General features: G+C 72.9%; 11 protein-coding genes. 3 read left to right on the forward strand and 8 right to left on the reverse strand.

Going from position 1 to position 14,907, the window contains the following annotated elements:
• Positions 1-9: 9 nt before the first annotated feature.
• From BLA60_RS04940 to BLA60_RS04960, 5 genes are all read right to left on the reverse strand, one after another.
• On the reverse strand, positions 10-807 hold the full coding sequence (locus BLA60_RS04940; RefSeq protein WP_075131553.1) for a class I SAM-dependent methyltransferase: 798 nt from the start codon (positions 805-807) through the stop codon (positions 10-12).
• Positions 804-1,757: a lysylphosphatidylglycerol synthase domain-containing protein gene (locus BLA60_RS04945; protein ID WP_162292901.1), complete on the reverse strand. Its 954-nt coding sequence runs from the start codon at positions 1,755-1,757 to the stop codon at positions 804-806. The genes BLA60_RS04940 and BLA60_RS04945 overlap by 4 nt, the downstream gene beginning before the upstream one ends.
• Entirely contained in the window at positions 1,754-2,854 is a 1,101-nt protein-coding gene (locus BLA60_RS04950; protein ID WP_075131554.1) for a glycosyltransferase family 4 protein, read from the reverse strand. The genes BLA60_RS04945 and BLA60_RS04950 overlap by 4 nt, the downstream gene beginning before the upstream one ends.
• Before the next feature lie 8 nt (positions 2,855-2,862).
• Positions 2,863-5,265 carry a glycosyltransferase family protein gene (locus tag BLA60_RS04955; protein ID WP_154814131.1) on the reverse strand — a complete coding sequence of 801 codons (2,403 nt, stop codon included), beginning with the start codon at positions 5,263-5,265 and terminating at the stop codon, positions 2,863-2,865.
• Positions 5,266-5,402: 137 nt separating this feature from the next.
• Entirely contained in the window at positions 5,403-6,389 is a 987-nt protein-coding gene (locus BLA60_RS04960) for a lysylphosphatidylglycerol synthase domain-containing protein (protein ID WP_162292902.1), read from the reverse strand.
• Positions 6,390-6,562: 173 nt separating this feature from the next.
• Here BLA60_RS04960 and BLA60_RS04965 point away from each other — a divergent pair, with 173 nt between their 5' ends.
• Positions 6,563-7,363, forward strand: a complete 801-nt coding sequence (locus tag BLA60_RS04965) for a class I SAM-dependent methyltransferase (protein WP_211288610.1) — start codon at positions 6,563-6,565, stop codon at positions 7,361-7,363.
• 770 nt (positions 7,364-8,133) lie between these two features.
• Here the strand turns inward: BLA60_RS04965 and BLA60_RS04970 are convergent.
• On the reverse strand, positions 8,134-9,234 hold the full coding sequence (locus tag BLA60_RS04970) for a glycosyltransferase (RefSeq protein ID WP_162292903.1): 1,101 nt from the start codon (positions 9,232-9,234) through the stop codon (positions 8,134-8,136).
• 71 nt (positions 9,235-9,305) lie between these two features.
• Positions 9,306-9,485: a hypothetical protein gene (locus BLA60_RS45285; RefSeq protein WP_245811882.1), complete on the reverse strand. Its 180-nt coding sequence runs from the start codon at positions 9,483-9,485 to the stop codon at positions 9,306-9,308.
• On the opposite strand from BLA60_RS45285, the gene BLA60_RS04975 reads away from it, so the two are divergent.
• Both BLA60_RS04975 and BLA60_RS04980 read left to right on the forward strand, forming a co-directional pair.
• On the forward strand, positions 9,436-10,290 hold the full coding sequence (locus BLA60_RS04975) for an NAD-dependent epimerase/dehydratase family protein (RefSeq protein WP_245811873.1): 855 nt from the start codon (positions 9,436-9,438) through the stop codon (positions 10,288-10,290). The two genes, BLA60_RS45285 and BLA60_RS04975, sit on opposite strands and share 50 nt — an antisense overlap.
• Positions 10,291-10,311: 21 nt before the next feature.
• Positions 10,312-11,133 (forward strand): class I SAM-dependent methyltransferase, encoded by an 822-nt coding sequence (locus BLA60_RS04980; protein WP_075131558.1) that lies wholly within the window; start codon positions 10,312-10,314, stop codon positions 11,131-11,133.
• Between the two features lie 737 nt (positions 11,134-11,870).
• Here the strand turns inward: BLA60_RS04980 and BLA60_RS04985 are convergent.
• Positions 11,871-14,801, reverse strand: a complete 2,931-nt coding sequence (locus BLA60_RS04985) for a YfhO family protein (protein ID WP_075131559.1) — start codon at positions 14,799-14,801, stop codon at positions 11,871-11,873.
• Positions 14,802-14,907 lie beyond the last annotated feature (106 nt).

A 14,907-nucleotide genomic window follows, 5' to 3' on the forward strand; every position in this document is an offset into this window, starting at 1 on the left:
TCTGCCCGATCAGACCCGGTCGAACGCGAGCCGGATGAACGTGTAGTCCAACCTGGTGCGGTTCCAGTACACCGGCCGCTCGATGTGCTCCAGCCGCAGCTCCCCCCGCAGCGCCAGCCCGTGCTTGGCCGCCAGCCACACGAACTCGCGGATGTCGTCGGGGGAGAAGATGTGCACCGGCTGCCCGTAGGCGGTGACCCCGGTGGTGTCCGGCGGCTCCATGTCGTAGTCGGTGGCCACGATCACCAGCCCGCCCGGCCGCACGATCCGCGCGCACTCGGCGGCGAAGGGCCCGAGCTCGACCCCGTGCTCGATGACGCTCATGCAGGTCACCGCGTCGAACCGGGCGTCGGGGAAGTCGGTGGCGGTGATGTCGCCGTAGCGGAACCGCACGCCCGAGCGCCGCACCTGCGAACCGAACTCCAGGTTGATGCCGACCAGGTCGGTCAGCCCGTAGAGGCGTAACCAGGGCAGGATCGAGGAGTACCTGGCCGCGCCGGCGTCGAGCACCGCCGCCTCCCGCCCGACCGTGCGCAGCACCGTGCCGACGGCGCCGAGCGCGTCCCAGTTCTTCGGGATGTCGCGGTGCAGCGGCAGCTTGAGCCGCTTGCACTCGGCCACCGCCGCCTGCCAGGACGCCGAGTCGCGCAGCAGGTCGGTGTCGGGCATCGGCGGCGGCACCGGGCGCGGCTCGCCGGACCTGGCCTCGATCCGCCGCCGCAGCGCCACCCTGGTCCACAGCACGCGCTCGGCGACCCGCCGGGCGACGTTGAGGGCCAGACCACCGGGAGGAGCTGCCTTGGTCATGGTCGGGTCCCTTCGTCGGCGGCGGCCCTGGCGCGGGGCGCCTGCCGGTCCGCCCGGCACACCGGCAGGGTGGCGGCGGCCATGACGAAGTCCAGCATGGTGAGCATTATCCGGGAGATCAGCGCCACGGCCAGCGACTCGCCGTGACCGAGTACCGGCCCGAACGCCAGCACCAGCGCGACCTCGCGGATCCCGACCCCGGCCGGCGCCGGCACGAACAGCAGACCCAGGCAGAACGCCAGCGCCAGCCCGCCGACCGCCAGCGGCAGCGACGGCCCAGCCGGGGCGCCGAACCCGATCATCAGCAGCCAGCAGTGCAGCCCGAGCAGCAGCCAGCCCAGCGTGTACCAGCCGGCGGCGGTGAGCAGCCCCCGGTAGCTCGGCCACCGCACCAGCGGCTCCCGGCGCAGCAGCCGCAGCACCCGGTCCAGTACCGGCCCCACGACCCTGGGGTGCAGGAACGTCACGCCGGCCAGCACGACCGGCACCATCCACCAGTACCGCCGCAGCGCCCCGTCGCCGGCCGGCAGCATCACCACCGCCGTCGCCGCGCCGGTGCCCAGCGCCAGCAGCAGCCCCAGCACACTGCCGGTGACCGTGATCTTCCTGGACACCGCGTGGTCGCGGGCCAGCTCGGCCTGCGCGAGGAACGACCAGACCGACCCCGGCAGGTACTTGCCCAGCTGACCCAACAGGAACACCCGCGCCGCGCCGCGCACCGGCAGCCGGCCGCCGAGGTCGGCGAGCATGGTGCGCCAGCCCTGGCCGGTGGCCAGGATGCTCGCCGCGGCCGGCACCGCCGCGGCCGCCACCAGACCCCACGACAGCTGGCCGAGCGCGGCGCGCAGCTGCGGCCAGCGGGCGGCGACGAACACGACCCCGAAGGCCAGGGCCACGACCAGGAACCCGACCCGGACCCAGTGCGCGGGTCCGGGCCGGGTCACGGTCACCTGGCGTCCTCGGCGAACGAGGTCAGTGCCTTGAGGTAGCGGTTCCACTGCGGCTCCGCGTCGGGGCGGCGCACGGCCGACCGCAGCCGCAGCGCGGTGTTCCCGGCGTAGAACTCGCACAGCGTCGCCGCCAGCGAGTCCACGTCGTCGGGCACCGCGAGCAGGCCGTCGACCCCGTCCTGGACATCATCGGGCAGCGTACCGATGTTGGAGGCGATGACCGGCACGCCGTGCTCGAAGGCCAGGAACGTGTTCACCGACGCGGTCACCGACCGGTAGGGCAGCACCATCGCGTCCACGCCCCGGAACAGGCCGGGCACGTTCTCCGCGTCGACGTAGCCGGGCCGCAGGTCGACCCGGTCGGCCAGACCGAGCTCGTCGACCAGGTCGTCGACGACCGAGGCCATGTCGCCCCAGAACTCGCCGGCCACGGTCAGCGACACGTCCGGCGGGCCGGCGGCCAGCGCGCGCAGCAGCACGTCCAGGCCCTTGTAGGGGCGGACCAGGCCGAAGAACAGCAGCCGCCGGTGCAGCGTCGGGTCGCGGTAGCGGTGCCGCGACGGCGCGACCACCAGCGGCGCCAGCTGTTCCACGGCCACCGGCGCGTCGGTCAGCGACGCGGCGAGCTCGGCCTGGGTGTTGGAGTGGGTCATGACCCCGTCGACCCTGGCCAGCACGCCCCGGATGAGCCGCAGGTCGGCCGGGCCGCGTTCGTGCGGCAGCACGTTGTGGCACTGGGTGACGACCCTGGCCCGCCGGCCGGTGCCCAGCCCGGCGAGCACGCCCCGGTAGGCCGGCATCTGCACGGGGCTGGCGACCACGAGCACGACCAGGTCGTGGTCGCGGACCCGGCGCCCGCAGGCGTACCAGGAGTCCGGGCGGCGCCAGGACAGTTTGCGGTGGGTGTGCGGGAACACCGGCAGTTCCGGCCTGTCGACGGTCAGCCGGCCGGGGTAGAGCCGCGCCGGGTACTGGTGGGACCACGACTCCAGCGCGACGTCGTGCCCGGCGGCGGTCAGTTGGTGGGCGAGTTCGGTGGTGTACTGGGAGATTCCACCCTTGAACGGGTGAGTGGGGCCGATGACGGCGATCCGCATGGCAGCCTCTAGTCCCTGGTTCCGAGTTCGACATCGGGTTGGGTCGTTGCGTACTGCCTCCTGCGCGAGAACCGCTCGACGATGATCAGTGCGCACAGGATCGCGCCGGTCGCGGCGGACAGCCACGTCCCGGCGCCGTTGGTGGGGGTGGCGTAGGTGAGCCGGACGGTGTGGGTCCCGGCGCCGACGGCGACGGCGCTCAGGGCGTGGTCGGCGGCCAGCAGCGGCGCCGGTTCGCCGTCGACCTCCACCTGCCAGCCGGTGCGCAGCGCGTCGGCGACGACCAGGTGACCGGCGCCGGTGGCGGTCACCCGGACCTCGATCGTCTCGGCCTCGTCGACGGCGACGTCGAGCGTGGCGTCGGCGCCGCCTGACCGGCCGGCGGGGGCGTCGAGCAGAACCTCGTCGGGGTCGAGGTCCCCGCCGGCGAGCATCGCCAGCCGGCGGTCCGGGTCCGGTTCGACGACCGACCGCCCGGCCCACCGCACGCGCGGCAGGGCCCGTTCCCGCTGGTAGACCGTGGCCGGCTCGGACATGACCACGCGCAGGCCGTCGTCGGGCTCGTCCATGAGCGGCGCGGACGTGGCGGCCACGAAGTAGCGCACCGAAAGCCGGTCCAGGATCGGGCTGGTGACCACCGGGGCGCGCGGCACCAGCGACGGCAGCGTCGGCGGGTCCCGGAACTGGCGGCCCGGCAGCGCCTCGACGAGCTCACCGAGGCGCCGGTCGGCGAAGCCGTGCCCGGTCAGCGCGCGCAGCCGGTGCAGCGAGCTCTCGCCGGGAAGCAGGGTGTCGACGGGGGAGGCGTAGCGGTCGGCGCCCAGGTTGGCCGCGAGGAACTCGTGCACGGGTGTCCTCGGGTAGAACGTCTCGCGGTCGGCGTGCGCCCAGAACGGCACGGCGAACACCAGCGCCTGGGCAGCGACCAGCACCGCGACCCCGGCCAGCGCGATCCGCCGCCGCCCCCACCAGGCCAGCGCCAGACACCCGCCGGCGGCCGCGAGGAACGCCAGGCCGACCAGCAGGTCCGGCCGGGAGGTCGCCGGCCAGGCCGCGACCACCACCGCCAGCCCGCCGAGCCCGGCGCCGCCCCACACCGTCCAGGTCCACACCCGCCCGCCGGCCCGGTGCCGGCGCGCCACCACCTCGAACCCGACCGCCGCCAGCACCGCGACCAGCAGCCCCAGCACCGACCGCAGCCGGCCGACGAAGTTCTCGGCGAACAGCACCGGCAGTTGCTGGGCCACGGCCAGCGGCGGGCCGCCCGCGTACATCAGCACCACCGCCACCCCGGTCGAGGCGACCAGGAACCACCACACCCCGCGCGGCAGCAGCGCCCGCCCGGCCGCCACCCCGGCCAGCGCCAGCAGCAGGGTGGCGGCGCCGACGTAGGACAGCATCTCGACGATGTTGGTGCCGGCGTGGGTGGCGCCCAGCGCGTCCGGGGCGATCGCGGTGACCAGCGACGAGAACGGCAGGTGGTCGGCCGGGGTCTGCTCGCGGCCCCACACGTGCGCCTGGGCCATGAACGACGCGAACGGCAGCAGTTGGAAGGCCGCGAGCCCGAACGCCCCGGCGACGGCGGCGACCCCGCCGGCGGCGACCCCGGCCAGCCGCCGTCCCCGGTGCAGCGCGCCGATCCGCACCGCGAAGTAGACGCCCGCGGTGAGCAGCGCGTACCCGGTGACCGCCGGAAATCCGCCGAGCAGCATCGCCGCGCCGGCCAGCGCCACCAGCACACCGTCGGTCGGTCGGCGGCGCGTGGCCAGCCGCTCGACCGCCCAGAACAGCACCGGGACGAACGCGGCCGTGCGGGTCTGCGGCCAGCCCGTCCAGGCCAGCAGGAACGCGCTGGTGGCGAACGCCAGACCGCCGGCCAGCGCGGCCGGGCGGCCCAGGCCGAGGCGGCGGGCGAACAGGAACGTGCCGCCGACCGCGACGGCGATCTCCGCGACCTTCACCCACGCCGGCGCGAACCAGGCGGGCAGCACGTAGAAGGGCAGGCTCAGCGGGTTGAACACCGCGTTGTTGGGCACCGCGCCCAGCGGGACACCGCCCAGCTGGTACGGGTTCCACGCGCCGCTCGAACCGCTCATGACCTGGTCGACGAACAGCGCGGTCTGCGGGATCACCCCGTCGGCGACGTCCTGCAGGAAGGGGTTGCCGGGGGTGGTTCCGGCCAGGACGGTGTTGGCGTAGGGCGCCCAGTTCGCCAACAGGTCGGTCGGGGCGAACACGCCGTGGCCGACCAGCGGCCAGCCGATCCCGATCACGGTGAACGCGCCGACGGCGCCCAGCAGGCACCACGACAACAGCCGCGCCGAGGTGGCACCGTCCTCGGCGGACCGGTTGGGCCCACGGGTCGGGACCGCGCCTGGCAGGCGGGCCCCGTCCTCCAGCACTCTGCTCATGTGAGTGAACCTCTCCACAGCAGGAGCGACAGAGTAGCGCAGACGTTATGGCCTCGTTATCGAGGTATGTGCGCTGCGGTATACCAAGATCACGCTCGGTAGTGGAGGGTGGGTCGGGTTCCGGCCGGTCCGTCCCGTCAGGCCTGTTCGGCGACCTCAGCGGCCTTCGCGGTCGCCCGCCGGCCGATCACGTACTGCGTTCCCGCCATCGTCAGGTCGACCAGAGTGAGCAACGCGCGAGAAAGCAACGCGAGCAACAACGCCGCCGGCGCCGGCACCACCGTCGACATCACCAACGTCAACACCGCCTCGCGCACCCCGGCGCCCGCCGGCAGCCCGATGGCCATCTGACCGACCGAGTAGGCCAGCGCGTACCCGCCGATCGCCACCGGCAACGCGCTCAACGCCGGCGCGCCAAGGCCGATCAGCAGGATCCACGCGTGCACCCCCAGCAGCAGCCAGGTGGTGAACTGGAACGAGGCCGTGGTGCCCAGCCCGCGCCACGACGGCGGCTTGGGCAGCGGATCCCGGCGCGCCAGCCGCAACACCAGGCCGAGACACCGGTTGAGCACCGCCGGCACCAGCAGCGACACCAGCACCGGCAGCACCAGCAGCACCCACCAGTACCGCGCCAGCGCGTCGGGCATCGCGAACGGCAGCATCACCACCGCCACCGTCAGCCCGGTGGTCACCGCGATCGCGATCGACAGGACGCCGACCGTCAGCACCGACCGTTTGGGCACGTTGTGCTGCTGGGACAGCTCCATCTGGGTCAGGATCGACCACACGCTGCCCGGCACGTACTTGCCGAGCTGACTGAGGAAGAAGATCCGGGCCGCGGGCCGCCACGGCAGCCGCGATCCGACGTCGGCCAGCAGTGAACGCCACTGGCCCAGCGAGGTCCCCAACGCCAGCAGCCCCGGCACGAACGCCGCCGGAATCGCCCACGGCGCGGTCTCCCGCAGCGCCTCCGCCAGCCCGTCACGGTTGGTCACGATCGCCGCCACGGCGAACCCGAGCAGCAGGACCAGCATCACCCGCCGGAACCACACCCGCTTGCGCGAGACCGGCGCCGGCGTCGCGCTGACCGCCGCCTCCGTGGTCTGCTCACTCACCGTCGACATGCCCACCGTTCTTCGGCCCTCGCGGATCCTTCCCGACGCGAGCGTAGCGGCGCCGCGCCACCAGCACGGGTTTGCCCCTTGACACGGGGTGCGCGCGGTGTAACGAGCCGCAAGTACCATCACCGCGTGGCCTTCCGCCAGCCCTGACTGTCCATCGAGAGGAACCAGCCGACGTGGCCGAGCGCGAGATGCAGCTTGCCTACTCCGAGCTCCAGCCGGAGATGCACGCGGAGTCGGGGCGGCGCAAGAAGGCGCAGAAGATCATCCGGGTGCTCGAACACCACCTCGGCCGCGAGGACCTCAAGGACCTGGTGGTCCTGGACCTCGGCTGCTCGACCGGGTTCATCGCCGACGAACTGGCCAAGGCCGGCGGCCAGGTGGTCGGTATCGACATCGACGAGCCGGGCCTGGTCGCGGCCAGCAAGCGCTTCGGCAACGCCGTGGCCTTCCTGTGCACCGACGGCAGCGCCCTGCCGTTCCCGGACAACTCGGTCGACATCGTGGTGTTCAACCAGATCTACGAGCACGTCGTCGACCCGGACGCGGTGATGGACGAGATCCGCCGGATCCTGTCGCCGACCGGCGTCGCCTACCTCGGCCTTGGCAACCGCCTGCAGGTCATCGAGCCGCACTACGGCCTGCCGCTGCTGTCCTGGCTGCCCTACGGCCTCGCCGACCGCTACATGCGCGCCGCCGGCAAGGGCGAGAAGTACTACGAGCGGTTCCGCACCCGCCCCGGCCTGCGCAAACTCTGCCACGGCCTGCGCATCTGGGACTACACCTACACCGTGCTTTGCGAACCGGAACGCTTCGGCGCCGACGACATGGTGCCCGGCCGCCTGGCCACCGCCCCGCCCGCCTTCTGGAAGGCCCTGGCGCCGATCATCCCGACCTACATCTGGCTGGGCACCAAGGAGGGACCGGCCCCGGCCGGCGGCCCCACCCGCTTCCCCCCGACACCCTTCCAACTCTGACCCAGGCGCGAGCCGCTCCCACGGACCGCGCCACGCCACCGCGCCCCCGCCGGAGCCGGTACCGCGCGACCGCTGCCCAGCCCACCGCCACCGCCCCGCTGTCGCTGCCGCGCGACCGGCACACTGTCGCTGCGGCGCGACCGCGCCGGAGCCGGTACCGCGCGACCGCTGCCACCGCTGCCACGCCGTCGCCGCTGCTACCGAGCCGCTGCCGCTGCCACTGCCGGAGCGGTACCGCGCCGCTGCTACTGAGCCGCTGCCGCTGCGGAACCGCGCGACCGCTGCCGCTGCGCGACCGCCACCGCTGCTGCGCGACCGCTGCCGCTGCGCGACCGCCACCGCTGCTGCGCGACCGCTGCCGCTGCCATCGCGACCGCGCTGCCGCCACGTGACCGCGCGACCGCGCCGTTGTGACCGTGTCGCCGCGACCGCGCCATCGCCGGTACCGGTACCGCGTGACCGCTGCCGAGCCCACTGCCGCTGCCACCGCTGCTGCGCGACCGCTGCCGCTGCCACCGCGACCGCGCTACCGCCGTGCGATCGCGCCGCTGTGACCGCACCACCGCCGGACCCGTATCGCGCGACCGCCGCCACCGCTGCCGCGACCGCCCCACCGCGACCGCCGCGCCGCCGCGTCATCGCCACTACTGCGTCACCGCGACCGTGTCGGCGCCGGTCCCGGCCTGCGCCCGTGGACCGGCCCGCCGCCCGTGAACCGGGCGGCGCCATGAACCGGGCGGCCCCGGCGACCGTGATCGTCGGCCGTGGGCTCAGCGGCCGGCGACCTCGTGCAGCAGCGCGCAGTACCGGGCGCCCAGCGCGTCCACCGAGAACTCCTGCGCTCGTCGCGTGCCGCCGGCCGACAGGCGCTCCCGCAGGCCGGCGTCGCCGAGCAGCTCCCGCAGGACCCCGGCGAGCGCGTCCGCGTCGTCCGGCGCGACCAGCACACCGCTCTCCCGGTCCACCACGGCCGCGTCGATCCCCGGGATCCGCGAGGCCACCACGACCGGGCCGGCCGACATCGCCTCCAGCAGCGCCACCGGCAACCCGTCCTGGTCGCCCGAGGCCGCCGCCTTCGACGGGAACACCGCGATCTGCGCCCTGGCGTAGACGGCCGCCAGCTGCGCGCGGCCCGCCTGGCCGTGGAAGGTCACCGGCAGTCCCTGCGCCTGACGTTCCAGCTCGGCCCGTAGCGGCCCGTCGCCGATCACGTCCAGCTGCCAGCCGGGCAGGTCGGCCAGCGCCCGCAGCGCCGTCAGCAGCACCGCTGCGCCCTTCTTCTCCACCAGCCGGCCGACGAACATGATCCGGCCCGGCTCGCGGTCCACCCCGGCGCCGGCCGCGCGGATCGTGTCGACGTCCGCGCCCATCGGCAGCACCGTGGTGGTGTCGGCGTCGGCGCCCAGGTCGATCAGCCGCTGGCGCATGTCCTCGTTCATCGTGGTGACCGCGCTGGCGCGGCGCAGCACGGCGCGCTTGAGCCGGCGGCTGACCGGGTCCTTGAGGGCGTAGACGTCACCGCCGAGCGTGGTCACCACCCACGGGACCTTGCGCGCGGCCAGCAGCGCCGACACGCCCTGCGGGATCATCCAGTGCACGTGCACGACGTCCGGGCGGTGCCGGCGCACCGCGCGCCGCAGCGCGATGATCTCGGAAAGAAAGAACGGCGGCACCTGCAACCAGCGGGACTTCTTCGTCCGCAGGTTCTCGATGATCGCGCCGTGCGCCAGATCCTCCCACCGCCGGGGGAAATACCGGAACCGGCGCACGGTCATGCCGTTCACGTTCTCCACCGGCTGGCCGCCCCGCACCTGCGGGACCAGCACCTCGGTGTCGAACTCGCGCGCCTGGAAGGCTGCCAGGTCGCGCACGAACGCCGGTGTGCCATCCTCTGCGGACGCGGGAAAAGTAGAGGCGACGACGAGCAGACGCGGGCGCCGGCTCACCGGTCACTGCCACGGAGGAACGTCAACATGGACCAGGAGAACGGGTCGGCGGGCGACGCGAACCCGACGACCGCGCCGTCCTCGGCACCGGCCGCCGTCGTCGGCGCGTCCGGGTTCCTCGGCACGGTGCTGGTCCGCACGTTGCGCGCGGGCGGTGTTCGCGTCGCTGAATACACGCGTGAAACTCCCTTTCTGACCGGTCCCGGCGTGCCGGACGACCAACTACTGAGCGCCAGGACAGTGTTCTGGTTGGCGACGAGTATCAATCCCGCGGTCGCGGATGCGGAGCCGTGGCGGGCTCAGGAGGACCGCGACACGTTCGCGTCGATGCTGCGAACAGTGGGACAACTTGCCAATCCACCGCGAATAGTACTGATCAGCTCGGGCGGCACGGTGTACGACCCGGCGGGGGAACCGCCCTACCGCGAGGATTCGCCGACTGTCCCGCCCAGCGCCTACGGTCAGGCGAAGCTGGCGATGGAAGGCTGTCTGCTCACCGCCGGGCCGGTCGGCGAGCGGGGCCTGGTGGCGCGCGTGGCGAACGCGTACGGGCCCGGTCAGCCGGCGGCCAGCGGCCAGGGCGTCATCGCGTACTGGATGCGGGCGCTGGCCAGGGGTGAGCCGATCACCCTGTTCGGTGACCCGTCCACCACCAGGGATTTCGTGTACGTCGACGACATCGCCGAGGCGTTGGCCGCCGTGCACGACCACCACGCCGGCCCGCTGCCCCCGGTGCTCAACGTCGGCTCCGGCGTACCGACCTCGCTGGGCGACCTGGCCGAGGCGGTCTGCGACGTCACCAGCACCCCGTTCTCCGGTGTGCGGCGCGAGTCCGCCCGAGGTTTCGACATCCCCCACTCGTGGCTGGACGTGGGGCTGGCTGGTGAGTCCCTGGGCTGGAAACCCCGTACGCCGCTGCGCACGGGGTTGTCGGCCGCGTGGCGGCACGTGCTGGACGCGGTTGGTCGGGGTGCGCGGTAGCCACTGGCTAGGATCGCTCGGGTGACCGAGACCACCAACGCGACCACCGACGCCCCCACCCAGCCGGCCGAGGCGACCGCCAACGGCCGGGTCCGGCACCGGCAGGGCAAGGCCAGGATCCGCGACGGGGTCCCGTACTCGGACCCGACCAGCACGCTGTCGCTGCTCCCCGGCGCCGCGATCGGCGAATGGCTGGCCGATGTGGGCGACGTGTTCACCGGTCGCCTGCTCGACGCCGGCGCCGGCAACCAGCCCTACCGCGACTGGTACGAGCCGAAGGTCGACCAGGTCGTCGCCGTCGACGCCGCCCCGATCGAGGGCCTGTCCGCCCTGGCCTTCGCCAACCGCCTACCGTTCCGCGACGCCTCCTTCGACACGGTGCTGTCGACCCAGGTCTGGGAACACGTCGACGACGCCGGTGCCGCCGCCCGCGAGACGTTCCGTGTGCTGCGCCCCGGCGGGCACCTGATCGTCACCGTCCCGTTCTTCTACCCGACCCACGAGGCCCCCTACGACTACGCCCGGTTCACCCGCTACGGCCTGGCCGCCGTCCTGCGCAACGCCGGCTTCGAGGTGGAACGGGTCGACGCCCAGGGCGGCCCGCTGCTGCTGGGCAGCCACATGGGCGTGCTGGCCCTGTCCCAGGCCCTCAACGCCCTGGGACGGCTGCTGCGCCTGAAGCGCCCCCTGAGCCTGCTGCCGGGCCTGCGCCACCTGCTGTGCCTACCCCAACAGCTGGCGATCGCCGTGCGCTACCGGCTGCGCGGCACCCGCCGGGGCATCCGCTTCGGCAGCGGCCTGGTCTCCCTCGGATACTTCGCCGTGGCCCGCAAACCAGACTGACCAGCCCGCCCCGTCTGACCGACCGACTCGCGGCGACCAGACCACTCGCGACCAACGTTGTCCACAGCCCCGGCCCAACACTCCCGAACCCCAGGCCTCCTCGACTAAAATGGAAATCGGGGGGATCCCCGCGCCAGATGGGCTCTCCGACGGCGCGGCCCACACGGGCCAGATGAGCCTTCGGCGGTGCCCTGCGCCGGCCAGACCGGCTGCCCGGTAACGACCCGCGCCGGCCAGGTGGGCTTTCCGGCAGTGCCCCCCGCGCCGGCCAAGCGGGCCTTCCGGCGGCTCCCTGCGCTGGCTGGACGGGCTTTCCTGCGGTACCCCCGCGGCCGGCCAAGCGGGCTTTCCGGCGGTCCCCCCGCGCCGGCAAGGCGGCCTTTCCGGGCGGTGCCCACCCGCACGTCCATGGGCTTTCCGGTGGCCCCCTGCGCTGGCCAGGTGGGCTTCCGGCGGCTTCCTGCGCTGGCTAGGCGGCCTTTCCGGGCGGTGCCCACCCGCACGTCCATGGGCTTTCCGGTGGCCCCCTGCGCTGGCCAGAAGGGCTTTCCTGCGGTGCCGCCGCTCCAGCCAGGCGGGCTTTCCTGCGGTGCCGCCGCTCCAGCCAGGCGGGCTTTCCTGCGGTGCCCCCGCACCAGCCAGGCGGGCTGCCCGGTGGCACCCCACAGGGCCCGACGGCTGTCCATCGGTGCCCCGCGCGCCGGCCGGTCGGCAGTGTCCGCGAGCCGGGCGAGCGGCTACTCAGCGGGGGGTTGTGCGGTGGGCTTCCCGTCGCGGCGGCGGCGTTGGACGAGTTGGTCGGTCACGACCACGCCGATCAGCAGCACGGCGGTGAACAGGCTCAACCACAGCCCGGCGTTGCTGTACGGGGCGACGTAGCGCAGCGTCACGGTGTGCCGGCCCTCGGGCACGGCGACCGCGACGACGCCCTGGTCGGCCGGCAGCAGCTCGGTCGGCTGGCCGTCGATGGTGGCCTGCCAGCTGACCTGGTCGGCGTCGGCGACCACCAGGTAGCCGTCGCCCTCGGCGTTGACGGTTGTCTCGACGACGTCGTTGAGGTCCTGGGCGATGCTGACGTCGGCGCCGGCGCCGGACGCGGGCGGCGCCTCCTCGTTGAGCAGCACCTGGTCGTCGTCGATGGCCCCGGCGGCCAGCAGGGCGACCCGCTGCACCTCGTCGGACTCGGTGTAGACGCTGGAGGCCCAGCGGATGCGCGGCAGCGCGGTGGTGCGTTCCCAGACGACGGCCGAGCCGACGTGGGCGAGTTCGAGCCCGTCGTCGGCGACGGCGACCGAGGACACGGACGGTTCGAGGCCGGTGCCGCGCACCGCGAGCCGCTCGCCGAGGTTCAGGGTGAACGTGGCGGTCAGCGACGTGCCGGCGGGCACGTCCTGGGCGTCGATCGGGATCATGAACGGGCGGTTGGCGGTCATGCCGCGTGCGCTGCGCCGCGCGGTGGCGACGGTGTCGCCGTTGGCGTCGGTCAGTTCGACGTCGACGCCGTAGGTCGGGTCGTCCTGCTCGGGGAAGGTGACGCCCGGGACGAAACCGACGGCGCGGACCGGGCCTTCGCCGGGGACCGGGAGCGTGACGGGGGTGTTGCCGGACATCGGCACCATCGAGCCGTCGCCCCAGTCGATCCGCCGGGCGCCGAAGACGTCGTTGATCGGCGAGGTGACGAAGTAGCGCACCCCGAGCCGGTCGAGCACCGGGCTGGTGGCGACCGACGGCAGCGGCCGGAAGTTCAGGTGGGTCGGGTAGGGGATGGGGTTGCCCGGCATGCCCCGGATGAGCGTGGCGAAGTTCTTCTCGATGAACGTGTGGCCGGTCAGCGCCCGCAGTTTCATGGCCGAGTCGGCGCCCATGACCATCGCGTCGACGGAGCCGGCGAACCGGTCGGGCCCGAGGTTGTCGGCGAGGAAGGCGTGCACGTCGGTCGTCGGGTAGAAGGTGTCCTTGTCGACGCGCGGCCAGTAGGAGTTGGCCAGCGAGAACGACTGCCCGGCGATGATCGCGAGCAGTACGGTCGCGGCGCCGAACCGGGTGAACCGCCAGCCCCCGCGCCGCCCCGCCGAGGCGAAGATCAGCACGGCGGCGACCAGCCCCGCACCGACCAACGCGACGCCGAGCACCATGTTCTGGTCGAGGTGTTGGAGGCGGCTGACCGGGTCGGTGCCGGCCTCCTCGTCCTTGGCGAGCGCGGCATCCCGACCCGCCAGCCACACGACGGCGATCCCGGCCCCGGTGCCGGCCACGACGAGAACTCCGTACAGCGCCCGCAGCTTCGCCGCCCGCAGCGCCTCACCGATCCGCTTGCGGTTGCGCAGCAACAACTCGAACCCGACGGCGGCGAGGACCGCGAGCAGCATGCCGAGCACACAGCGGGCGCGGCCGATGTAGTTGCTGGAGAACACGGGCAGGGTGTGCACGAGCGAGAGCGGCCCGGGGAGGTAGATGAGCGCGAGCCACGCGAGGCTCATCCCGGTCAGCACCCACCAGGCGGACTTCGGCAGCAGGGACCGTCCGGCCCGCGCGAGCGCGATCGCCACGACGATCAGCACGACGGCGCCGGCGCCGATGTAGGACATGGCCTCGACCATGTTGCGCCCGAAGTGCGGGAGGTACCAGATCGGTGGGTCGGCGGCGTTGAGCCCGCCCATCGCGTGCGGCGCTATGGCGGTGGTCAGCTCGGGGAGGCCGAGATGGTCGTCGGGTGTTTGTGATCTGCCCTCGATGAGCCAGTTCTGGTAGAACTTCGCGAAGGGGAGGAGTTGGAACGCCGACAACGCGGCCCCGGCGGCGATCGCCCCGATGGCGCCGAGCGTGACCCCGACGAGTCGTCGCCAGTGCCCGAGATGTTCGGCGAAGACCCGAACCAGGAAGTAGATCCCCGCGCTGATCAGCGACAGTGCGGTCACCGCCGGGAACCCGGCGAGCAGCATGAAGGCGACAGGCAGGGCGAGCAGTACCGCGTCGGTAGGTCGTCGTCGCTGGATGAGCCGCTCCACGCCCCAGAACACCCACGGAATCATCGCGGCGACCCTGGTCTGCGGCCAGTTCGTCCACATGATCATGAAGGCGGAGCTGGTGAACACCAGTCCACCGAGGATCGCCGCGGGCTTACCGAGATTGAGACGACGCAGGAACAGGTAGGCGCCCAACAGCGCGGCGGCCATCTCCAGGAGTTTGACGTAGGCGGGCGCGAGCCACCCCGGAAGGAGGTAGTAGGGGATGCTCAGCGGCGAGAACACGGCGTAGCTGGGAATGGACCCGAGCGCGGTACCCCCGGCGATGTAGGGGTTCCACTGGGCGGAGACGCCCTCACGCAGGGATTCCATGTACAGAATGGTGTTCGGCAACATGGCGTCGTAGGTGTCGTCCATGTAGGTGTTCTGCACGTCGATGCCACCGAGCCCACTGTCGAAGTAGGGACTGGTGGTGGACAGCTCATCGGTGGCGGCGAACACGGTGGTGCCGAGCAGCGGGGTGCCGATCCCCGCCAGAATGAAGAAGACGGCGGCGATCAGGCTGACACTGGTCAGCGCACCCGGGAGGAATCTCCGCCGCCGAGCCTCCGTGGGCGCGTCAGCTCCGGACACCCCGCCGGACCCTTCCGACTCCGACACGATCCCGTCCTGCGACGGCGGTGCTTCGGTCCGTTCGGACATACGCTCTCAGCTTTCGGCTTTACCCATTCTCAGATCGCCCAAGCCCCGACAGCCCGAAGCCAACGATCGACGCGACCGACGCGACCGGCGCCCCGGCGACTGTACC

Source organism: Actinophytocola xinjiangensis (assembly GCF_001921215.1).
Lineage (GTDB): Bacteria > Actinomycetota > Actinomycetes > Mycobacteriales > Pseudonocardiaceae > Actinophytocola > Actinophytocola xinjiangensis.

What these genes read in the sequence shown, in the direction of transcription:
- BLA60_RS04940 (WP_075131553.1), bottom strand. Translation starts at nt 807, where the DNA reads ATGACCAAGGCAGCTCCTCCCGGTGGTCTGGCCCTCAACGTCGCCCGG.
- BLA60_RS04950 (WP_075131554.1), bottom strand. Translation starts at nt 2,854, where the DNA reads ATGCGGATCGCCGTCATCGGCCCCACTCACCCGTTCAAGGGTGGAATC.
- BLA60_RS04955 (WP_154814131.1), bottom strand. Translation starts at nt 5,265, where the DNA reads ATGAGCAGAGTGCTGGAGGACGGGGCCCGCCTGCCAGGCGCGGTCCCG.
- BLA60_RS04960 (WP_162292902.1), bottom strand. Translation starts at nt 6,389, where the DNA reads ATGTCGACGGTGAGTGAGCAGACCACGGAGGCGGCGGTCAGCGCGACG.
- BLA60_RS04985 (WP_075131559.1), bottom strand. Translation starts at nt 14,801, where the DNA reads ATGTCCGAACGGACCGAAGCACCGCCGTCGCAGGACGGGATCGTGTCG.